Annotated in this window: 23 protein-coding genes; 17 read left to right on the forward strand and 6 right to left on the reverse strand. The window is 44.0% G+C overall.

What is annotated here, in order from left to right; translation table 11 throughout:
• The first annotated feature begins 29 nt into the window (after positions 1-29).
• The 16 genes from EHV15_RS28365 to EHV15_RS28440 all read left to right on the forward strand — a co-directional run bounded on the left by EHV15_RS28365 (position 30) and on the right by EHV15_RS28440 (position 14,955).
• Positions 30-476, forward strand: coding sequence for a hypothetical protein (locus tag EHV15_RS28365; RefSeq protein WP_128634189.1), 447 nt, complete (start codon positions 30-32; stop codon positions 474-476).
• A gap of 11 nt (positions 477-487) precedes the next feature.
• Complete coding sequence (locus EHV15_RS28370) at positions 488-1,111, forward strand: phage tail domain-containing protein (RefSeq protein ID WP_128634190.1); 624 nt, start codon at positions 488-490, stop codon at positions 1,109-1,111.
• Positions 1,112-1,126: 15 nt separating this feature from the next.
• Positions 1,127-1,765 carry a hypothetical protein gene (locus tag EHV15_RS28375; protein WP_128634191.1) on the forward strand — a complete coding sequence of 213 codons (639 nt, stop codon included), beginning with the start codon at positions 1,127-1,129 and terminating at the stop codon, positions 1,763-1,765.
• Positions 1,766-1,778: 13 nt separating this feature from the next.
• Positions 1,779-2,420: a phage tail family protein gene (locus EHV15_RS28380; RefSeq protein WP_128634192.1), complete on the forward strand. Its 642-nt coding sequence runs from the start codon at positions 1,779-1,781 to the stop codon at positions 2,418-2,420.
• Between the two features lie 12 nt (positions 2,421-2,432).
• The gene (locus EHV15_RS28385) at positions 2,433-3,593 is read left to right on the forward strand and encodes a hypothetical protein (RefSeq protein WP_128634193.1); all 1,161 of its coding nucleotides are present in this window, start codon (positions 2,433-2,435) and stop codon (positions 3,591-3,593) included.
• 26 nt (positions 3,594-3,619) lie between these two features.
• The gene (locus EHV15_RS28390) at positions 3,620-4,162 is read left to right on the forward strand and encodes a hypothetical protein (protein WP_128634194.1); all 543 of its coding nucleotides are present in this window, start codon (positions 3,620-3,622) and stop codon (positions 4,160-4,162) included.
• Positions 4,163-4,235: 73 nt separating this feature from the next.
• Positions 4,236-4,847, forward strand: a complete 612-nt coding sequence (locus tag EHV15_RS28395) for a hypothetical protein (protein ID WP_128634195.1) — start codon at positions 4,236-4,238, stop codon at positions 4,845-4,847.
• Between the two features lie 14 nt (positions 4,848-4,861).
• On the forward strand, positions 4,862-5,203 hold the full coding sequence (locus EHV15_RS28400) for a hypothetical protein (RefSeq protein ID WP_128634196.1): 342 nt from the start codon (positions 4,862-4,864) through the stop codon (positions 5,201-5,203).
• 42 nt (positions 5,204-5,245) lie between these two features.
• On the forward strand, positions 5,246-5,836 hold the full coding sequence (locus EHV15_RS28405) for a hypothetical protein (protein WP_246061815.1): 591 nt from the start codon (positions 5,246-5,248) through the stop codon (positions 5,834-5,836).
• 2 nt (positions 5,837-5,838) lie between these two features.
• On the forward strand, positions 5,839-6,531 hold the full coding sequence (locus EHV15_RS28410) for a hypothetical protein (RefSeq protein WP_128634197.1): 693 nt from the start codon (positions 5,839-5,841) through the stop codon (positions 6,529-6,531).
• A gap of 3 nt (positions 6,532-6,534) precedes the next feature.
• Positions 6,535-8,415: an SPRY domain-containing protein gene (locus tag EHV15_RS28415; protein ID WP_128634198.1), complete on the forward strand. Its 1,881-nt coding sequence runs from the start codon at positions 6,535-6,537 to the stop codon at positions 8,413-8,415.
• A gap of 73 nt (positions 8,416-8,488) precedes the next feature.
• Positions 8,489-9,811, forward strand: coding sequence for a LamG-like jellyroll fold domain-containing protein (locus tag EHV15_RS28420; RefSeq protein ID WP_128634199.1), 1,323 nt, complete (start codon positions 8,489-8,491; stop codon positions 9,809-9,811).
• A 15-nt stretch (positions 9,812-9,826) separates the two neighbouring features.
• On the forward strand, positions 9,827-10,513 hold the full coding sequence (locus EHV15_RS28425) for a hypothetical protein (RefSeq protein ID WP_128634200.1): 687 nt from the start codon (positions 9,827-9,829) through the stop codon (positions 10,511-10,513).
• A gap of 25 nt (positions 10,514-10,538) precedes the next feature.
• The gene (locus tag EHV15_RS28430; RefSeq protein ID WP_128634201.1) at positions 10,539-12,566 is read left to right on the forward strand and encodes a hypothetical protein; all 2,028 of its coding nucleotides are present in this window, start codon (positions 10,539-10,541) and stop codon (positions 12,564-12,566) included.
• Between the two features lie 39 nt (positions 12,567-12,605).
• Entirely contained in the window at positions 12,606-14,429 is a 1,824-nt protein-coding gene (locus EHV15_RS28435; RefSeq protein ID WP_128634202.1) for a DNRLRE domain-containing protein, read from the forward strand.
• A gap of 58 nt (positions 14,430-14,487) precedes the next feature.
• Positions 14,488-14,955 (forward strand): phage holin family protein, encoded by a 468-nt coding sequence (locus EHV15_RS28440; RefSeq protein WP_128634203.1) that lies wholly within the window; start codon positions 14,488-14,490, stop codon positions 14,953-14,955.
• 62 nt (positions 14,956-15,017) lie between these two features.
• On the opposite strand, the gene EHV15_RS28445 is transcribed toward EHV15_RS28440, so the two are convergent.
• The 5 genes from EHV15_RS28445 to EHV15_RS28465 all read right to left on the reverse strand — a co-directional run bounded on the left by EHV15_RS28445 (position 15,018) and on the right by EHV15_RS28465 (position 19,786).
• On the reverse strand, positions 15,018-15,452 hold the full coding sequence (locus tag EHV15_RS28445; RefSeq protein ID WP_128634204.1) for a peptidylprolyl isomerase: 435 nt from the start codon (positions 15,450-15,452) through the stop codon (positions 15,018-15,020).
• Positions 15,453-15,599: 147 nt separating this feature from the next.
• Positions 15,600-16,928: a diaminopimelate decarboxylase gene (lysA, locus tag EHV15_RS28450; RefSeq protein WP_128634205.1), complete on the reverse strand. Its 1,329-nt coding sequence runs from the start codon at positions 16,926-16,928 to the stop codon at positions 15,600-15,602.
• Positions 16,929-17,042: 114 nt separating this feature from the next.
• On the reverse strand, positions 17,043-18,692 hold the full coding sequence (locus EHV15_RS28455) for a spore germination protein (RefSeq protein WP_246061816.1): 1,650 nt from the start codon (positions 18,690-18,692) through the stop codon (positions 17,043-17,045).
• 30 nt (positions 18,693-18,722) lie between these two features.
• Entirely contained in the window at positions 18,723-19,145 is a 423-nt protein-coding gene (locus EHV15_RS28460) for a stage V sporulation protein AB (protein WP_128634206.1), read from the reverse strand.
• Positions 19,145-19,786 (reverse strand): stage V sporulation protein AA, encoded by a 642-nt coding sequence (locus tag EHV15_RS28465; protein ID WP_128634207.1) that lies wholly within the window; start codon positions 19,784-19,786, stop codon positions 19,145-19,147. The genes EHV15_RS28460 and EHV15_RS28465 overlap by 1 nt, the downstream gene beginning before the upstream one ends.
• Before the next feature lie 259 nt (positions 19,787-20,045).
• Between EHV15_RS28465 and EHV15_RS28470 the strand changes: the two genes are divergently transcribed.
• The gene (locus EHV15_RS28470; RefSeq protein WP_128634208.1) at positions 20,046-20,693 is read left to right on the forward strand and encodes a transcriptional regulator; all 648 of its coding nucleotides are present in this window, start codon (positions 20,046-20,048) and stop codon (positions 20,691-20,693) included.
• A gap of 377 nt (positions 20,694-21,070) precedes the next feature.
• Here the strand turns inward: EHV15_RS28470 and EHV15_RS28475 are convergent, their stop codons facing one another.
• Positions 21,071-22,894 (reverse strand): glycoside hydrolase family 43 protein, encoded by a 1,824-nt coding sequence (locus EHV15_RS28475; RefSeq protein ID WP_128634209.1) that lies wholly within the window; start codon positions 22,892-22,894, stop codon positions 21,071-21,073.
• Positions 22,895-22,906 lie beyond the last annotated feature (12 nt).

Raw genomic sequence — 22,906 nt, forward strand, 5'->3', positions numbered from 1 at the left:
ATTTTATGCAGTTCAAAGGAGGCTTAATTATGGCAGGAGTAGCTATTAACGGCTCAGAAATTAATGAGTCTGTAAAGTCTGGGCATGTAACCTATGACATCCAAAGAAGGAGAGATACCGACGAGGGGCCTAAGTGGGTTGACGCTGGAAGCGGAAGCACAGGAGCAAAAATTACAGGATCGGTCTCTGTTTCCTCTTCAAGACTTAAAATTGAAGGTGAAAATGTCGCAACAGTTGGTGACAAAACAAATGAGACATGGGAAGCTTATCCTCCTATTCCTTCAAGTACTAGCTCTCGCAGGTATACAGCGACTTCTCCCACAAGAGGGTCTGGACAGGGAAAAATCACTTCCGGCAGCACTAGAGGAAAACTAGGAGGGAAAGCGATAGCTCTGATTGGATCTCGGGTAGAAACTTGCCTAGGCACAATAACAACCATAAAAGACGGGAACGAGAAAGTGAAATTTGAAAGTTAGGAAGGTGAACTATGGCGATCAGGGATTCCCTTTATTTTTCATATGCAGGCATTGTATCGGAGAAATTCGGAGTCATTAACGTCAATGTAAATAGCGGGATGCAAGAGGAAGCTTTGGCCGCCTCGAGAGAAGCAAATCTCCTGGCGGCTAAAGGCCGTGACCGGCCTTATTTGCAAAGTGTAACCAAAAGTCCGCTTAAATTTAATGTTTCCTTTGCATTCGAAGATTACTACGACACGCAAAAACTGAGAGAGGTGGCGCGATGGCTCACGGAACATGATTATTATCAGGAATTATATTTTACCAATGAGATCGGGAGAAGCCCCGAGCGGATATTTTACGCGATTGTAGTAGATGATCCAACACTAGTCCATAATTGCTTAAGTCAGGGATATGTAAGTCTTACTTTTCTTTGCGACAGCCCCTACTCCTATTCCCCTGTTATGACCTCTCGTCTATACCAGTGGGAACAGAGTGCATATTCAAATACAAGCAATGATTTCAGGCAAGGAGACAAAAAATCGCTGGTCGTCGATGCGGACGGAAGTTTAATTCTTAATCCCCAAAGAATAAAGTGGAGCGATTTCCCGTATAGCACGAAGTGGGCTGATTTGGATCAACAGTTTACTGCTTAAAGAAAGGAGTAAAAAATGTCAACATATACAAAGAAATTACGATTGACCAAGCCGGATTGGGAAGTGGATGAAATCGGGCCTACGCTGGAAGCTTTAGCTGCCAATTTTCAAGTATTGGACGATATTTCACCCGACTATGCCGATTCTCCCCCCGTAAGCGGAAATTGGCCCAGCAAACATATCCTTTACGCAAATCATTTGGAAATTGGCGGTTATGTCGGATGGGTTAACATCCGCACAGGGATTGCCGCCCCAAAATGGCAGAAATTAAAGTCATATGCGAATGGGGATCGCGTGGTTCCGGCTAAAGATAACGGACACTACTACACATGCATACAAACGGGGTATAGCGGACTGATTGAACCTATTTTTCCAGTCTCGGATAGCGGGGTTGTACAGGACACCAGAGGCGGCAACACCTGGAATCCCAACCATGTGTATCAAGTTGATGATATAGTCTTCTCTACGGTAGATAACGGCCGCTTTTATGTCTGCATTCAGTCCGGTGAATCCGGGGATACAGAACCTGGCTGGGTCTTAGTCGATGGGGCGACCACCTATGACAATAACGCCGTATGGCACAGCTATAAAATCGCTAAATGGCAGGAAAGCGGTGCGGCCGCCCTCTATCGTCCATTTGGAAAAATCGAGTGATGGTGATATAGATATGGCCAGATGGATATCCCTAATCAATTTAAGAGGAGTGTACACCTCTCCCCCACTCCCTATTCCAATAAACTGCGATGGAGCGATGACCAAAATAACCTGGGAAAGTGATGCTCCCAAAAACACCCAAGTCATCATTCAAACCAGAGTATCCTTTGACGGCGGATATCATTGGACAGAATGGCGGAATTGCGTGAACGGAGGGCAAATCCCGGAAATCAACGAAGATACCGGTCTGTACGGAGCAAGTATCGTCTATCGGGTGCTAATGCAGTCCAAGGCGTATGAGCATAAACCAGTGTTCAAAAGCGTTACCTTTTATTTCGAACCGGTATTAGTTTTCGATAACAAAGGAGATCTTCCCTGCCGCCCTGAGATCTGGATCACCAAAAAAGGCAATGGCGATTTCTCCATTGTCAATTTAACGCACAATAATGAAGAGTTTAAATTCAATAACTTAATCGACGGCGAGACTGTTTTTGTAGACAATGAGAACCAAGATATCGAAACCAGCTTAGCTGTTACTTATAGATATAAAGATTTTAACGACAATTTTTTAAGCTTCCCTGTCGGAAAAAATGTGTTACGGGTCCATGGCATTGCAGACATTAAGTTTAGATACCAATTTAAGCTTCTTCAGTAGGGAGGTGATTATTTGCCAGATTTAATAACACAGCTTCAGTATAATGACCCAATCACGATTATCATGAGAAAAGGCACGGATGACGATCCATACAAAGATCGCGCTGATTCTCTGGTTGTGCAGTCAAACGGGATGATCACGCTATTGGAGATCCCTTCTATTACGGATAGAGTACATATTTCGGGAATGGTAGAAATTGATCAAGAGGTATATGAAAAAAGGCCGAGGCTTGCCCCCAATGAATTTCTGGTTAATTATTCGATTGGTTCGATCCAGGTCCATGAATCATTAATCGGAAAGGCTATTTTATGCCGCTATAAAGGTAGAGGTTTAATATTATATCCGGCTTCCCGAATCTATGCTCTCGTTAGCCGAAATCCTGATATCGTGGTAACTTTACAAGACTACATTGATGAGATTGAACGCAAATTAGCTGAAAACAATCAACTCATTGGCCGCGTAGAAGAACTGATTTCCGAAACCAGACTTGTTATCGAGGAGTCGCAAAAATCTACGGATAACGCCAACAGAGCCGCCGATGAAGCGGACAGAGCCAGAGATTTGGCCCTGGATGCGTACAAAACGACCAAGTTAGCCTTTAAAACGGCTGTAGCGGATATGAAAGAGCTATATGCCACGTACCCCCATCCCGAGGTTGGTTGGACCGTTCAGACGTACAAGGATGGCAAGCGATACAGATATGACGGCAATGATTGGGTTCTTATCGATATTTTTGGTGAAAATATTCAGCCGGTCAGTGAATACAAAGACGGATTGATGAGTGTTGCGGAGCATTTAAAGCTAAAATCCTTCCCTTCTACTCTAAATGAACGGGTGATCGTTATTTATCTGGATGGAGTATTGGAGTTTGGCGTACAGCAGCAAATCATTCCTTTTCTGTATGATGGAGAATTACTTTCTGTAAACGCAGTTTGCAAAGTTTCTGGAGACACGGAAACCTTTATTAATATTGAAAAATCAAGAAACTTCATGGATTGGACAGGCGTACTGGACAAGAAGCTGCATTTTAAGGCATTGGAATACGCCGATGATAAAACGGCAACGATCAAAACAAAAACCGTAAATAAAGGTGACATGTTCCGAGTTAATGTCGAGGATCTCGGCATTAATGTGCAAAGCATGTCCATTTATTTAGTAATAAGAACAAAATAATCGACTCATAAAGGAGAAATGCAATCATGGCTCAACCTATTATTAGCTGGTATGACGCAACACACACAAATGAAGTAACCGCTCCATTCGATTTTAAAATTATTGATGCGGGAGACCTCTCCCCTATTTACACATTCAATATTTGGAACAATAAAGGCAAAGCCGAGGATGTGTCCAAAATGGAAGATTGCACGATCACTACTCGCGATATGTCCGGCGGTCTTGGCAATACGGTAGGCAACGAAGTTGAAGTCGTTAAAAATAACTGGTTCCATGCCCAAGTAGACAGTCTTGGCGAAACGGATCTGGCTGATCCGTCGTCCGCTATCGGTAAAGATTATTCCAAACCGATTGGCACCACAGGCGCCACAACCAAGGATTTTACCGGAGCACTTTACCCTACCCCACTTAAGCCTGGAGCTAAAGAGATTTTAGGTGTAAATAATAACGGTAATCCTGTGGATGCAGCAGGCAATTATGCCACGGTAAGTCTTCAGGCCGCCGTGCCGCTGGATGCCAAATCCGGCAGACAACAATTTAAAATCCGTGTTTCTTACCGTTATGTATAACTAATTACTAAAAAGATGGGGGCTCATCCCCCATCTTTTTTTCTCACAATACAATGGGAGGAGTTTTGCAAATTTGATTTTTGAAAATAAACAATATCGCCAGTCGCCTGTACCTACTCAATCCTTTATTTGGGTTGCCGAATACTACGATAATACCTATTTATCTGAATTTGATTTGAACACAAAAAAGCCTAACAACTTTTATGATATAGATAAAGAAAAAATAATAAAATTTGGACTTATCGGTGAAGGGTCTCAAATATTTTTTGATGTCGCTAACGGCATATTCAATATTAACGGAAATCGAATCATGGTCTCGTACGTCACCGACGTTCAAGAGTATCCGTTAACCGGAAGGACTTTTTTATATAACGACATTATTACCTATAAAAATGCCATCGCTGAAGCAGACTTCTTCTCAAGCGGCTTAAAAACATCAAACCAACAAATTACAGAGTACAGTCTTGGATACAAAAAGAAAATGGAGCTTGAAGGAGTACATATCAACTTTTTTAACATCCTCCATCTCCCTTACCGGCAATGCCCTTATTTCGAAATAAAAATCAGCTCTAACCAAGACTTAGACGGAAAATTAATAATTCGTGTAAACGGGTTGACAGTAAACGCGATCAATGCACCGTTAGTAAAGAACCAAATGGGAGTTATCAATTGGGAAATCAAATAATGAGGTGATTTTATATGGAAGGTTTTTATATTGACAGTTACAAGCGGGTTTGGGGAAACACAACAATAAATGGTGAAAAAGCAATAACGGACTCCAATAATGTTTTAACCATAGAAACGGATGACAGCACTTACGACATCACCCTCTCCCCTGGCTCTTACAAAACGGAATTCACAGCGAATGATTCTGAATTGGTGGATGAAATCAAAAACAAAGTTGCGCTGTCCAGCTTCCCTATTGAGGTGTTATTGGGCGGATACCATAAGGATGAAAAATACAATGTTGTAGTTGTTCGCATGACAAATGAAAAAGACATTAAAAAGATTAGTGGAACGTTTTTTGATGAATATTTTTAAGTACATGAAAGTGTCTTTTATGCACTTAATCCTGGAGGGTGAATGAATAAGATGGCCGTAACACAGGAGATTGAAATACCTATTGATCTAACCAAAGGCACCTTTGTTAATACAGAAATCAAAGACGGAAAATTACAATTGCGCGAAGTCGGTATTGATGATGCTGTAAACTCGATATTTGTTGATACGGGATATTGGGAATCTGAAATTATAAATATAAAAGATAATTTTACTGCATTTAAAAGAGTCGCTAGAGATGTGATCTCCAAAGGAAGCGGAAGTTACAAAATTTATACGCAGTCATCCAATGATCGCATTACTTGGACGGATTATGTTGAAATCAATTATGCGGATGGAAGTATTCTGTCCCCCGTTGGCCTATTTGCAAGAATCAAAATTGAAATCACCGCAAACAGAATTAATTCAACACGAACCGTCGATGATTTTAATGAGCAAGGCAAATACAACAATGATTATTTGAATACCTCAAATGGTTTCCTAGAGTTTAAGAAAAACTATGTCCTCGATGGAGTTAAAGATGAGGCATGGACAAATGAAGGAAAAGTATTCGTTTCAGATGTAAAAAAATCTAAGTTCAAGAAAATAAATAGCTTAAGCAGAGCGGAGGTGTGATCATGCCAGTTCCAGCGACTACGGGGCAATTGCGAAATCAGATCGAAGATATGAAGATTGGTGATTATATACACGGATTTTATGATAAAGAGGCAAATACTTGGGGAGCGGGCGCCCAAAGAGGATCTGAATATCCGCTTACCGGAGTTCCTGCGGCCTCCTTTGTAACAGGTTGGTTTTATTTCATCAAAGTTGACAAAGGACTTCTTGTAGCTGATAGAGTCGTTCAAAATAGCCAGTCATGGGATTCTTTGAATGGAAATTCCAGAGTAATTCAAGGAAGGCCCGAAATATTTGCTGGTGTGAAAGGCATTTTGCGCTCTCCTACTGGTGGGGTTGCTTATGCTGATGCGAATGGGAATCGAAGCCTAACTGACCAAGGCTATGGTGGATGGCCTACTGCTAATGAGTGGGATAGATATATTGTGAACTTTCCTATAAATAAGATTCAAGTTGGTAAAACGTTGGATGATGTGTTTCACTATAATTCGAACGCAGCAACATGGACTCAAGATACAACCACTAACAACATTTCTAGGGTGGACGGCACTATGCAAGGCGGAAATACGATACGAGTGTATAGAGGAATTTTAAGTCCTGAGACGGGTCTGCTGAGTGCCTTTGGGTTTGTAGGATCAAGTGCTTCGTCGACAAGAATAGGCTTCCGTCCAGTATTTGAGTACAAGGAGGTGTAATATATGGCTATAGTTGGACAACCATTAACGGAACCTGAGAGTGGTTGGAAAAGGTATGAGGCAACAGCATCAATAGTAAAGGGGAAAGGAAATTTAATCATAAATTCAAACGTTGGTTATTCTAATGGTAATGCACTATATCTCATGCAAAAAGGTGAAAGTTTTTTATTTGATTTTATTGGAGATAAAGTTAGAATAACTGATGTTTTGGCACCAACAAGAACAGATAAAATAGTTGTCAAAATTGACGGTGTATTGGTTGGAGAGTTTTCAGAATATACAACAGATGCTAATCAATTTAAAACCCTTGTTTTTGAGAAAAAGGGACTAAACTATTCTCGACATACAGTTGAACTGATTTCTGACAAACAAAATTCATCTAATTATAACATGTCACTTGATCTTATTGACATCGATAGTTCAGGTAGAATACTCCATCCTGATGAAGTAACAGACCCTAAAGACCTTGAAGTGGGCAAACGCATTCGTTGTCATTATCAAGCTGCTTCTGGACAAGTGGGAGTGTTTAGTGGTCTAGGACAAGAAACTTCTGATTTTATTCCTGTTACAAGCACAGCAACTCCTAATGGTGATTTTTACTTTATCATGGTTGAAGATTGGAATAAGAAAAAGATACTCTTGGCAGATCGTAATATTCAACATAGTATTTCTTGGGACTCATTGAACAGTGCCGGTATTGCAAGTGGAAGCGGTATTCAACTGCCATACGTTGTTTTTGCTACCGATGGAAATCCGATAACAGTTGTTACTGATTTAGGTTTAACTGTAATGGATAACGATGATAGCTCTGTGGCGTTGTACAAAGTTATTAGAGCCACCAATGGAGTCAAAAGTGGGAAATGGTATTATGAAGCTTACTGTATCAGTACGTCAACACAAACATCTGGTCGAGGATTTAGATTTATGACTGGATTAATCGATAAGCTTTCTAATATTTCTACGGGCAATGGTACAAATAGTGCTGAATTTGTTGCTAGTGTTAATAAAGTATTGGCTATTGATTTTGAAGGCAACATTCTTCCATATAATATAACAACTGATGTGACGATCAATTCTGGTGACACTATTGGTGTTGCCTTTGATCTTGATAATGGATATATTTCATTCTATAAAAATGGAGCATTGTTGGCGACAAAAGAAATAGAAAAAGGTGTTGAATGGTATCCATTCCACTCTTCTAAGTGGTTAAGTAAGGTAACGTACAATTTTGGCGAAACGAAATTTAAATATGCTTTACCTCAAGGATTTGAACCTTTTATAACATCAAAAAATCAAAGAGATATTAAAACAATAAGGCTCATGACAGGTGGTGTTTCATCTTCTTATAAAGACAACGAATGTGATAAATATATTGTCAACTCGACTCTTAACGAAACGATTACAGCAGGAGATAATAATGTATGGAATTGGAATCTTATTTGGTCCTGGTCTAGCACTACTAGGACTATTTCAGAGCAAACCTCTTCTCACAGAGTATTGAGAGGTGGCCCTAACTTCGCGATTGGGACTTGGGGTAGTGGCGTAAGCAGCACGATAAATGGTGCCAACAACTACATTTTCGGCTTCCGTCCAGTTCTTGAAATTGAATTACCACCTCAATATAAATCGTTTATTAAAATAAAAAATGAATACAAAACATACAAATCATCATGGAAAACAATTTCGGCAACATTACCTACCCTAGACACTTTTAAAAAAGAAGGAATGGATAATCTATCTGTGTTAGATAGAAAAACAAAATCCTTTGTCTTACCTATGGATGATAATACCGCTTCTGGCGAAGTGCTAGGAAATGGTAAAGTGTTTAAAGAAAAAATTGATTTGAAAAAGTATTTTGAAATAGTTAGTATAGGTACGAAGTAGCAGAAGATTATCTGCTGCTTCTTTTTGTTTTCTAAATTGAATGTAAGTTTTATTTGGATAGGATGGTGAGATAATGGCTGTTTATAACCCTTTGTATACGCAGTATTTGATGGATAAATGCGGAGTGGCTTGGTTCAAATTCGATGAAGTAAGTGGAAATGTTGCAGATAGCAAAGGAACTGCTGTTGGCACAATCAACGGTGGAGTAGCTAGAGTTGCTGGATGGAATGGTAGTGGCAGTGCGCTGAGTTTCAATGGAAGCGATAGTAAGGTTGTTTTTAGCAATAAGATTATTCCAATTGGTAAAAAAAGTATCAGATTTAGGTTTAGAACAACATCGGATACAGGGGTAATATTGTCTACATGTAACGATTCCTCAGAAAAAGGACTTATAATTCAAACAGGAAATGGCCTTTTAAGATTATTTTTTTTGAAAGGTGTTAGTGGACAGTACTCACTAGATGTACCATCATTGCCCTATATTAATGATGGAGTTTGGCACGATATTCTTTACACTCAAGACTCACTGAACAATGTACAAGTGTATGTTGATAATATGAATCATCCTGTCGCATCTACTAAATTATCAGATACAGAATATATTGGAAGTCGAAATTTACATTTGGGATGTACCCCCTCTTCGTCTGTCTTTTTTAATGGTCAAATAGATGATATTGAGATTTATAACGATGTAATTGATCCAATAGCTAAAAAGTTTTTATTATCTGCAAATAATAGAATATATTCAATTACTCAGATTCCTGATGAAACTAATTTAATACCCAAAATGACCTCCAACACAACACCAAGCGGTGTGGCAAGTACAAGTTCTGTTTATGGTTCTGGAGTTTATCCATACTTAGCTTTTGATCAAAGTGACAGCAAATGGCTATCTGGTAATGTCGGCGGAAAAGCAATATTGTCTTATAAATTTGCTGAACCAAAAATAGTATCAGCTTATAGTTTAAAATATTACGCATCGTACAATGGTCATAATCTAAAAGATTGGAAATTTGAGGGAAGCAACGATGGAACTATATGGGATATTTTAGACAGTCAGTCGGGGATTGGTGATTGGACTTCTGATGTGAAAAAAACATTCCTTTTTAAGAATAAAAAACAATACATGTATTACAGACTTAACATCACAGCAACATCATCTAATACTTATGTTGCACTTGGTGAAATGGAAATATTTGAAACTAATAAATTGCTAGTTAATATGTCAAATTGCACAGAGAGCGACTTCATTAATCATGGAGTTGATGAGATAAGTTTTGAGTCTTCGTTAGGAGAAAAGAAAGTCGAACGAACAGAAACCACGCTTGGTGCCGGCAGGGCTTTTCAGCATACGATTGATCTTTCAAGGCACAGAGTAGATAAGATTATTCTTTAAGAGGGGGCGGTTTTTATGAGTAAATATGTTAGTATAATACCAAAAATGACTAGTAATAGTGGAAATGGGTTTACAATTTCCACTACAAGTATGAATACGTATCCCTTTTATGCAGTTGATAGGTCAATGAGTACCTACTTTCGATCAGCTATAAACCCATCTCTACCAGAATATTTTACTATTATTTTTCCTAAAATCTACAAGTTAAAAAGGTATTCATTGTCAATCGGGTCTAATGCATATGATAACATGGCAACATGGGACTTAGAAGGAAATATAAATGGAACATGGAAAGTGCTTCATAGTGGAAGCCACTCTCAAGTAAATGAAACATTAACATATGACATAGAGGAAGCAAAAGTTAGTGGCATAAGAATAAAATGTAAGACTCGATTTGGAACTAATTCTTGGGGAATTACCGAGTTAACTGTATACGAATTAGTATATGAAGACCAATATCTAATTCAAACCCCTACATGTATAAATTCTTTAAAAGAAAGTACATTATTATTTTTAGAAAATGATAATGAAGTTACTTTTGTAAATTACGGAATACCAAATAATAACGAAGTGAATTTTCATGAACAATTAAGCAAGAAAATATATATTACTGAAACTTTTACTTCTTTAGGCACAGGAAAAGTGTTTAAGCAAAAGATCGATACTAATAAAACGCCAATTGAGAAAATTATTATCTTATAACTTCCTTTAGAAAGAGGTGATCAAAATGGCATATGTAAGCAATACAACAGCCATACCAAAAATGACAAGTAACACTACTCCAAGTGGAGTTGCTAGTGCAAGTAGCGTATGGATGAATGGGTATGAAGCATGGAAGGCATTTGATAGAATTAATTCTTCAATATATGCAAGCGGAAGTGGTTCATTCAAATTAGCATATAGATTTCCAGAAAAAAAGACAATTGCAAAATATACTATTGTTAGTACTGGGTCAAATAATTGCAGTCCTAAAAATTGGACTTTTGAGGGTTCTAACGATAATGTGAATTATGATATTCTTCATTATGTTACAAATAGTCCTTCATTCAAATTTGGAGATGCAGAAAAAAGAGAGTATAACTTCGATAATTCAAATCAGTACATGTACTATAGACTTAACGTTAGTTCATCATATTCAGGAACTGTTTTTATATATGAATTAGAAATGATGGAAGTTATTTATGAGTATAAGTCACTTATATTTAATGAAAATGAATATAAGACTTATAAAGATAATAAGTTTGAATCTATTGGAACAAATCTAACAGAGGATTTATTTTTAACTTATGGATTAAATGATATTTCAACTATTCCAGAATCAGCATGGGCAGAACTTCATGGTGATGTTGAGTTACACCATTGGACAGATGACCCTAATAAAACAGAAGTGCAATTTAGCATCGAAACCGAGCCATTCAACCTCGAAGACGAGTTTGCTGGACAGACTATCAAACTAATCGAATACACTGATGATCCAAGCAAAACGGAATCAACAATCACTTTAGAAACTGAACCATTTACCCTATATGACGAGTTTAGTGATAGTGTTGATGTATTGTACTACACAGATGACCCATCAAAAGAATCTGCTGAACTTGTGATTGATGCTAACTATAGCCCGCTGGATGATCTTGAAGGCGATTTTGAGGTTGTTACATGGGCAGAAGACGAAGAAATTGATGAATTGGACATTGAAATGAATGCATTGCCATTTGAGCAGATATTAATTACTCCAAACGATTTTGAGATTTTCGGCACGATTCAAAACGTTATTGCTAATAAGGTTGGAGATACCGGAAAACTTAAAATGCTAATGTCATTTGATCAAGGAGACACATGGGAATCATGTAGATATGGTGTATGGAATGTTATTAATATTGATGATTTGGATCAAGTGCAGAATGACGCAATGACTATACATGACGTAGGCAAACTTAAAGAAAAACATTTTAAGGACAAAGGTGGGAATATTCGCCTGGCCTACTACATAGATGAATCAATTCATATGAATGATCCCATTAAAGTAGATAACATTAAAATAATAACTAACTCTCCATTAGAGGATGTAAAATTCGCTAGTGCAGCTTTTTATCTTTTGAATTCATTAGCGACAATCAATATTAAAGTTGCTGGCAATAAACTGATTGGAAATTTGGACGACGCGGATAAGGGCAAAGTACAATATCGAGTTTTCCTCAATGGGAAGCCTTATTACCCGCAAGATGGAGCATTTACGAGTTTGGCCCCTTCCCCACTGAATATTCAATTGAATATTTCGGAACGGGATATTATTTTTGGGGTGGAAAATGCTCTGAAGGTTGAATTCCAGGATGCTTGGGGACAGACGGATGTTTGGGAAACCAAATTTGTCGGCACTTACTCCGGTCTGATGTTCATGGATGAAAATAAACAATATTATTCAGATACTTTTGGCGGAATTCTCAAATATCTTGATTTCGATATCATCGTCGCCGGTCAAACTACGATCGATCAAAAAGTCATAGTAAAAAACCAGTTGGGCGAACGTGTCCAAAACCTGCTGTTGGAAGTACAGAAAGAAAATCTGCCTGACGGCGTAGAAATTCAAATGTCCTATACCTCCTCCCCATTCATACCGGAGGATTTTATTTTGTTTAACAAGTTTATTGAACCTGATGAAGAAAATGAGTTTTACGTGCGGATTGCAACTCAAATCAATGCGGAGCCCGATCCCAATGGGCAATTTGAAATCAGGGCTAAAGTAGATCCTGTTTAATCTTAAATCTCAATACAATGAGGTGAGTGGGTGAAATGATTGGATGAATATCATAATTTTGAGTTAACCGGGGAAGTTAGAGTAAAAGACAGGCTTTCCAACAAAGTCACAGGCAAGTATAAGCTTTACATCCCTCAAGAGAAGGAACTTGTGTCTGAGCTTGTCGTCATGAAGCCGGATGAAGAAAGTTTAAACAGTACCATTTCTATCCGCACACTTAAGAACTTCGACCTTCCCGCTTCGATACAGGTAATGTATCGCGGGAATGATGACATAGAGTCGTTTATTGAGGCAATGGCTGGCGAATACCTAGAAGCCGCTATACAAGTTCGACCTTATAATCGCCTATTTGGTAAATTCGAATTATTGGAAGCTCCGAGAAAAGAAGTTGGTCTGACTCCCCTAGCGGACGCTTCGACAAGATCGAGAGAAGATTTGCGAACCATCAACTATGGCGATACGAAAAGTATGCTCACAGGTAAAAATGACGAAGAATCATTTGAGTCTTTTATTCACTTTGGCGAGCTATCCGATCGCATTCGCGATTTGAAATTAATCGAAAGCGCCAAGCTCAGGCTATATTATATTGATTTTCCTGCAGGCTCTCTTATCGAATTACATCAACCCAATACGATATGGCGGGAAATGGGTGTTACTCATGCCAATAAGCCTTACCCCACACGATTACTGGGCAGTGCTTATACAATCAATACAAAAGAGAGATACATTGAATTTGACCTGCTGGATGTTGCTAATCAATGGGAATCCGGGCAATTACTTAATTACGGACTTATCATACGAACTCCCGAAAATAATACGCTTAGCTTTTTTACCCGGGAATCGCAAAATTCACCACTGCTTATTATAAAATATGTTACATCGCAAATTTATAGTTTAGGCAGAAGCCAATTTGATGGGACTATATTTATCATTGGCAAAGGCAATAAAGATATCACCGGTTATCTTACGGTACATAGCGACGTTGGGTTAGAATATTTACCATCCACTTTGTATGTGCACAGATATGAAAGCCCTTTGTTCGAGGAAAAAAATGCAGCTATTGGAGCATCAAGACCGGATGTATTAGGCCAAGTTACTATCGCCCACAGAAAGCAAGAATATCTTGAGGCTGTTTTGACAATCGCCAATAAAATCGCTAAAGATTATGAAGCAGACATCGCAATCAATGTACCTGATTTATACTCATGGATGAACGTTGATCCCAATGCTCATTTGCGGAGTATTTTAACTGTCGCGAGAAATGAAGTAAGCGAAATTGACAGCGGCATACTCGTTTCTCGCCCGGACATTGGTGCAGCAATTACTATCTCTAACTATAAACGAGCTGCCAATCTCTTGGAAGGCACTCTGACTGTTAAGACTACAATCGATAAAGATTATGAAGCCGAAATTATCATATCCAAACCCGATCTTTGGGGAGAAATAACCGTCAGAGCTTTGGGAGAAAGCTCTTTGGATTCAACGATTGATATTCCCTATTACAGTAACAGAGATTTAATCATTCGAATTAATACTCCTGATTTACCGGCATCTATGCTGATCAAATATATGACCCAAATCGATGGGGAAATTTTAGTTAAAGAAAGAAATTACCTGGAAGCTTCTATCGACATACGACAAATTGATGAATTGTCCGGCTTTTTAATCGCAAAGCAGAAGGTTGAACAAGAAGCCGATATTCGCATCAATGTGCCTGATTTGCCTTCAACGATTACGCCTAGGGTAATCGGTCTAAACGACTTGGATGTGCTGGCCAGCATTCGTAAGCGCGATGTAAGCGACTTGAACAGTTCAATGCTTATTAAAGGTAAATCAAACGGCTCATACTGGTTTATATACTAATTCTTAAGGGCTCCTCGTTTCGGGGAGTCTTTGCTTTTATTTAAGAAAGGGGCTCGGAATGAATATATACATAAAATTGATCGAAATCAAAGATTCGATAGGCTTATATTTAAAACCTTTGACAGTCCGTGAAATTGGGCTTTATGGAGCTGTTGGTTTTATCGGCGGCTCAATCGTAAAGGCGTATGGAGGTTGGAGTCCAGTGATGACCCTACTCATTATTTTAATGGCATCGGACTATCTGACCGGAGTGCTGGCCAGCCTGAAAGAGAAAAAGGGGATTAAAAGCTCCGTTTCTTTTTGGGGGCTGCTAAAAAAAGGTTTGATGATGCTTTCCGTTTTAATTGCCAATCATATTGATATCGTCATGAATACCCAAATTGTGATGAACGCCAGTATTTATTTTTGGTATGCCAATGAGGTAATTTCCTTAACCGAAAATTATGCGCGATTGGGTTTACCGCTGCCTGACGTGATCAAAGATAAAATTGCCATTTTAAAAAATAAAGAGAGCGCGGATAAATGACCTTCGAAATACTGTAGTGCCCCTTCAAAGGAACAAATCCTTTGAAGGGGTTAATTGCTCGATTACTCGTCCCAAACCGTTACTTCCTTCATCTTGTCACCAGGGCGGATTTCATCCACTAGCTCCATCCCCGAAGTAACCTTGCCAAATACCGTGTGAACCCCGTTCAGATGCGGCTGCGGTTCATAAACGATGAAGAACTGACTGCCGCCCGTGTCTTTGCCGGCATGCGCCATCGACAAAACGCCGCGTTCGTGCTTCGTCGTATTGGTGGCCGTTTCGCATTTGATCGTGTAGCCAGGGCCGCCGGTGCCCGTTCCGTGAGGGCAACCACCTTGCGCCACGAAGCCCGGAATCACGCGATGGAACGTCAGTCCATTATAAAATCCGGAGTTGGCCAGCTTCTCGAAGTTGGCTACCGTACCCGGAGCTTCTTCCGGCAGAAACTGAATTTCTACTTCTCCGCCCTTTTCCAAAACGATTTTGCCTTTTTTCATATCGTTACACACCCTTCTTCTATAACGTCTTTGGACAAACCTCTTTCAGTTTACTAAAAAAACGCCCGGCGCGCAAAAAAGCGGAACCGGTCCGCCTTTCGCTGGTGGAAAGACGTAACCGGCCCCGCTGCTTATATAAAGATCCGATTATTTCAAAGACGGTTGCTTCGAAATCCGCTCCGGAATAACGTCGCACGCAATCAAATCCTGCAGCGATTCCCGCTTCACGACAAGGTCGCTGTGCCCGTCTTGGGCGAACACGACCGCCGGACGGCGAATCCGGTTGTAGTTGCTGGCCATGGCGTAGTTGTACGCCCCTGTGCAAGCGACGGCAAGCAGGTCGCCGCTATTCACTTTCGGCAGCTCCACGTCCCAGATCAGCATATCGCCGCTTTCGCAGCATTTGCCGGCAATCGATACGGTCTCCTCATTCTCGTCATGAGCACGGTTAGCCAGCATGGCCTCGTATTTGGAGTCATACAGTGCTGGACGCGGGTTGTCCGTCATGCCGCCGTCGACCGCCACATATTTGCGCACGCCGGGGATGTCCTTGCTGGTTCCCACCGTGTACAGCGTAGTGCCGGCGTCGCCGACGATGCTCCGGCCGGGTTCCACCCAAATTTCCGGAAGCTCGGGATAATCCGAAAAATGTTCTTTGACCGCATCGGTGATCGCGCGGACGTAGTCCGCCACCTTCAGCGGAGTGTCTTCTTCCGTATAACGGATGCCGAACCCGCCGCCCAGGTTGACCACCTTAAATACGACGTTCAGCTTCTCTTTCACCTGCATGGCAAACGCGGCGACGCGCTCTACGGCAAGCTGAAAGCCCTCCGTCTCGAAAATTTGCGAACCGATATGGGAATGAACCCCGAGCAGATTTAGATTGAGGCTCCGGGAAGCCAACTCCACCGCTTCAGACGCGGAGCCGTTGCCGATGTCGAAACCGAATTTGGAATCCGTCTGCCCGGTGGAAATATATTCATGCGTATGAGCTTCCACGCCCGGCGTCACGCGCAGCAGCACGTTGACCTTAGTGCCTTTCTCCGCGGCGAGCGCCTGCAGCATATGCAGCTCGGTAAAATTGTCCGCTACAAAACAGCCGATGCCTGCGGACATGGCCATTTCCAGTTCATCCAGCGTCTTGTTGTTGCCATGAAAATGGATACGCTGCGCGGGAAAGCCTGCTTGCAAAGCCGTAAACAATTCGCCCTCGGAGACGACGTCAAGCGACAATCCCTCCTCTTCGGCCAGCCGGCACATTGCCATGACACAGAACGCTTTGCTGGCGTAAGCTACCTGGAAGGACAGCCCCGATGCCCGGAAAGCATCCATATATTCACGGCATCTTTGCCGAACAAGTGCTTCATCTACGATATAGAGCGGTGTGCCGAATTGTTGTTTCAGCTCAACCGTGTCGCAGCCGCCGATCTCGAGATGGCCTTTTGCGTTGATTTTGCTGGTACCGTGTAAATACATTCTATGCAGTCCTCCACTTTCAATTTTACACCAGTATAGCAAACAACTCGTGAACTGAAAAATGGATTTTTTCGAATAACATTTGTGTTATTTGCAAGACAAGCTTGTGACCCGCTATTTTTTCGGCATTCTCGTATTGTCCCGCGTTCTGTTGAACGACGGTCTTTGTTTGGAAGTCATGACCGGAACGCGGACCAATACGGCCGCCATGGCCTTTGCATTAAATGGTATAAATGGCCATAAATATGAAGCGTTATACGAACGCCGCATCGTCAGCAGCACGATAAACGCGGTTACCCCAACAATGAATCCAGGGGCCCCGAATATCGCCACCGCCAGCAAAAGAGCAAGCCGGATGATGCGGTTGGCCAATCCCAGTTCATAACTCGGCGTCGCGAACATCCCAATAGCCGCTACGGCCATGTACAGTACGACCTCATTGACGAAAAAGCCGGTCTCTACGGCGATGTCCCCGATCAAGATGGCCGCGATCAGGCCCATGGCGGAGGCCAGCGGGGTCGGCGTGTGGACTGCGGCCATCCGCATTAAATCGACGCCAAATTCCACGATTAGAAATTGGGCGATCAAGGGGATTTTCGCCGTCTTCTCCGGCCCGAGAAAAGCTAGCATCGCCGGTTTGTATTCGGGATGAACGACGATCAGCAGCCAGAGCGGCAGCAGAAACAGGGATGCCAGAATACCGAAAAAGCGCACCCACCTCAAATAAGTGCCCATAAACGGCGTTTGCCGGTTTTCCTCCGCGTGCTGGCACAAATCGAAAAAGGTCGTAGGCAAAATCATGACACTGGGCGAAGTGTCCACAAACACGACAACCCGTCCCTCCAGCAAATGAGAAGCGACCACATCGGGACGTTCCGAATAGCGCACCAGCGGGTACGGATTCCAGCCCCGGTGAACGATCGCCTCCTCCAACTGCTTGTCGGCCAGCGGGATGCCGTCGATATTAACCTCCTTGATCTTTTCGCGAACCGAATCCACCTGCGTTTTATCGACGATATCGTCCACATAGGCGATGCAAACATCGGTGCGCGTGCGGCGTCCGACGCTCATCACTTCAAACTTGAGCCCAGGGTCGCGAAGTCTGCGGCGTACGAGTGTAACGTTAGTGACGAGCGTTTCGGTGAACCCGTCGCGGGCGCCGCGAACGACCCGTTCCAGCGACGGCTCCTCCGGGCTGCGGATCGGATAACTGCGCGTATCCATCAGCACGGCGGTTTGTTCCCCGTCGATGAACAATACGCTCATACCGGTCAGCGCTTTGTTTATCGCATCGCTTAGTTTGTCCGTCTTCTCCACCTGAATATGGGGAATATACAGCTCAAAAAATGAACGCAGCGCACCCGTTGTAAGATCTTCCGGAGTCAGGTAAGTCAAGCGCTTAAGGATTTCCTGCATTACTTCAGTTCGGGCAAAACCGTTGATAAAAAACAAAAACGTGCTTTTGCCGCCGAAAGCCATGTCCCGGATTACCATGTCAAAGCTTTCGCCCAGGCCGACGACTTCCTTCAGCGTATGTTTCGTTGTGGACAAGCTTCTGCTGATATTGTCGCTTTTTTGCCAGTATATGATCGATTCCTTGATATTATCGGACCGCTCCTTTTCCTTTTTCCGATATACCGTTTTGCTCTCCGGATAGTGATCGTTGACGAGCACATTCTCCTCTTCACCCGGAATGAAATCCGGAATCACCTGGGGACGGTCCGCATCATCTTGCCCCAGCCCGTTTTGTTCATTTTTCATCATTGTACCGGTCAACCTCCGTTACTATCGAAATTAAGGTCTGTAGATGAACCATTCAAATAAGGAGCCCGCCATCTTGCCGAACACCATCGCGAGCATAAGTCCGAATAAATAACGCTGCATATGCAAGCGTTTGGCTAAAATCGGCAGGACATTAAGCACCTCGGTCAAAGCCGCCGCGAGCATGCCGACAAAAATCCCGTTCAGCAATCCGACGAGCCCTTCGGCCGTCCAGGAACCGGCTATTTTCCAATTCCAGAAATCGGCGACCGTTCCCAAAAAAGCGCCGCTCACCATCGCGCCCTCATACCAATGAACTTTACCGTAAGAGTTCGTGAGCTGCGCCAGCCTAGGAATGATATCCAGCACAATAAAGAATGCAATCATGCCCGCCCCGACGGCAATGCCTCCCGCCAAGCCGATAAGCACGGCCAATCCCGAGGTGAAGGGGGGCATCAGGATTTCCCCTTTAACGTGCCGGTTTGGTGCATTTTTTGGTATTCCTCGGCGATGACATATTGATTCAAGTTTTCTTGATACAAAAACATTTCCACTTCCAGCGGGGTAGGCTCTTCGTTCCATTTTTTCTTGAACAAGTGATTGAAAAAGACGATCATCCCCAAGCCGATGCCTACGGAATAGGCTCCCTGGAACAGGTAAGGATGCTCGTCCCGCTTGCCGGTGAGCATTTCCACGATCCGCACCTGCACCTCCGGCATGCTCACATCCGCATGAAAATTCATGATTGTCAGTGCGGCCCCGAAAAACAGCAGCAGCCATACGAAACAAAACAAGATCAGCGAAGGCTTTTTCTCCTTTTTGACCATCTCGACAAGCACCTGGGGTTCGCCGATAAATTCAACGCGCAAACCCGGGAAACGCTCCCGGATCACGGAGATCACCTGCATCATGTCGATCACGATCAGATTTCCGTCACGTTGCTCCGGACGGATCAGCACCAGCTCCAGCAGCCTTCGTTCAAGCCCGGAATCCGCCAGTACGCTGGCCACATCCCCCAGCCGGATCGGAACCCCGGCAGGCAGCCCCGCTTGCTTGCGAAGACGCAAATAGACGGCAGAAGCGGCATCCTTCTCCAAACCGTTTCACCCCTTCACTAACGTATTGCCCATAGTATGCCATGGGAGGAGGCGGTTTACTCTTTGGCGGGAGTACTGAGCAAGAGGTTTACATCACCAACATACAGTTATCGTCCATAGGCTTGATAAGCGCCCCAAAATATGATACTTTGAAAAAAACGGCGTGAAGCACATGCCGCTCTGACCATACAACTCTGTTTGGGTTGTCTGTCAGGGCGGCTTTTTGTTTGATTCCATAAGTTAAGGTGGTGCGGACAGTTTGTTTGAACTGGTCTATCAGGATTGGTTAAGGAAGCAAATTGTGGAAGAGAAAAGTCCGAGAAGAAGAGAACTGTTGCTGGGTGGATTAGGGCATGGAACGGTCGATTTTTTGCGCAATATCTGGTTCCCGGCCATTGGAAGCCTTGATCATCTATATCCCGAATATGAGGTACGGGACTTTAACAACGGCTACCGCTATCTCGATCTTGCCTATATGCCCGGCGGCTCCAAAGGGTGTATTGAAATCCACGGTTATCGATCCCATGCCCGGGACGTAGAAGTCTCCCGATTTAAAGATTTATGTATGAAACAGGCTTTGCTCGTTCTTGACGATTGGTATTTCCTGCCTATCGCCTACTTGTCCATACGTGATGATCCCGGAATGTGCAAGCAACTGGTCCTTTCTTTTGTCGGAAAATTTTTGTCAATAGACACCCCTTGCGAACTAAGCTGGGCGGAAGCGGAAACGTTACGATTCGGACGCAGATTGCTGCGCGCATTTGAAGCTCGTGAACTGGCCGCACATCTGCACCTGTCGCAAAACCGGACGAGGATTGTTCTCCGTTCACTCGTAAACAAGAAGCTCCTGATTGTCGCCAGCGGACAACAGCGATACCGTACATACCGGCTAAGGAATGTACTTTAATTGCTATCGCTTGAATGCTCTTGCTGTAATCTGCTCTTGCTGCAATCTGCTCTTGCTGTAATCTGCTCTTGCTATAATCTGCTCTTGCTGCAATGCTCTAACGGTTGCCACAAGCGCTATTCCCGCAAAAATGAGGCATTCGAATTTCTAACGGATGTAATCGACGCTATTTACCCCATAATCACCCTTAACGGACTAAAATAGCTGAAATAACGCCGGTGGCATCCGTTAGATTTTCCAAACGAGTAAAACCAGCGATTTAACGGCGATGGCAACCGTTAGAAATCCATTAAACACGAAACGACCTGGTTAGCGCGTTTAGAGAAAGCTGTTGCAATCAGAAATCGACACTTTTGGGCCTCCTTCTCGCCGCTGCTTCAAATGACCCGGATATCGAAGCCTTTGAAATCGGCGCAGGGCGTTGACCCAGAATCGGAGCAAGCGGTTCTCGACGGCACCGCCGGCCGGCCCTCCCGGGAGGCCTGGCTCGACCGGCTAGTCCGGTCCTCCTCAAACGCGCAGATACCTACCTTCGCCCCGACCCACACGCCTTTCTCCGCGATAAACGGCTCGCCGATATCCGTAAACTGCCGGCCGCCGTCCAGACTATACCGGAACCGGCAGTTGCCCGGCTCTTGCACGGCAACTTGCAGAACAACTTCGGCGGAATTCACCGCCACGGCCCCGACGATCGCGTCCGGCTGCCCGCTTTCCGAGGCGACCTGCTCAAGCAGGCCCCCCCCGTCCTCAAGCGGTCTAAGCAGCAGCGCCATCGCCTGCCGGCCGAACACGACGAGCCCCGCCCGGCTGCCCGGTGTAAAACGTTCCAGCGTCAGCTGCGTTGTCGCGTTAAAGGCGGGCGCCGGAAACTTTTGCAGCAGCAGTTGCGGCGTATCGTACAAGCGCTCGCATCCGTCCGGCAGCGGCAGCGCGTAAAGGCGGAGACTCCCCGCCTCAGGCTGCAGCTTAAACCACTCCGCCCGCGGATTGGCCTGCCACTGCCATTGCAGTCCAAGCGTGGCGGAGCGAAAATCGTCCGAGGTCTGCGGAATATCCGGGTTCCCATCGCCGGATCCGGATAACGCTGCCCGCGTTCGCGGTTTGCTCCAACGATCCACCGGCTCACCGGGGCCACTCTTGTGCAGCTTATTTTCACTTAGCTCCCTCGCACCTGGCCCGCACTCACCGATTTCTCTATCAACGGGCGCACGCTCGCCTAACCCACACTCACCTAGCTCCCTCGTACCCGGCACACCATCACCGAGCTCTCCCTCACCTGCCTCGCCATTCTTGCCCGATTCGCCGCCTGAACCGGGTGAAACCCGCCCCATCACAGGCCAATCGTCGACCCAACGCATCGGCTGCAAATGAACGATCCGCCCGTAAGCGCCTTTGTCTTGAAAATGAACGAACCAAGACTCGCCGGATTCAAGCTCCACATAACCCCCCTGATGCGGGCCGTTGATATCCGTCTCACCTTGATGCAGCACGATTTTGTCGTCATAAGGCCCGTCGATCGACTTCGCTCTGAATACGCTCTGCCAGCCGTTCTCCACGCCGCCCGCCGGGGCAAAGATATAGTAATACCCGCCTCGTTTATACAATTTCGGACCTTCGAGCGTCGGATGATCCACCGTGCCGTCGATAATGATCCGTCCTTCATCCAGCAGCCGGGTGCCGTCCGGCGCCATGCGGAAAAGCTGCAGCAGATGCTTGCGGCCGGAGCGGCTAAAAGCGAAGGCATGCACCAGGTAGGCCCGGCCGTCCTCGTCCCAGAACGGACAAGGGTCGATCCAGCCTTTGGCCGCGCGCACGAGATGGGGCACTGTCCACTTCCCGAACGGATCGGCGGCTTGGCACATAAAAATCCCTTCATCCGGCGTGCTGAAAAACACCAAAAACTTTCCGTCATGATAACGCAGGCTCGGCGCCCAGACGCCTTTCCCGTGCTGCACGCGGTCATATCCGGGCCAATCGAAACTCGGGACCACATGATTAATGATCGTCCAATTCACCAGATCGCGGGAATGCAGCAGCGGCAAGCCAGGCATGTGATTGAAGCTCGACGAAACCATATAAAATTCGTCATGAACCGCGATGATATCAGGATCGGAATAATCCGCGAAAATGATCGGATTCCGGTATGTCCCGTCCCCCTGGTCGGGAACCCAACCCCGCGGGCTGATCTCATGAATGCGCATCAAACGTTCCTC

The sequence above is a fragment of the Paenibacillus oralis genome (genome assembly GCF_003863965.1).
In the GTDB taxonomy this organism is placed as follows: Bacteria; Bacillota; Bacilli; order Paenibacillales; family Paenibacillaceae; genus Fontibacillus; species Fontibacillus oralis.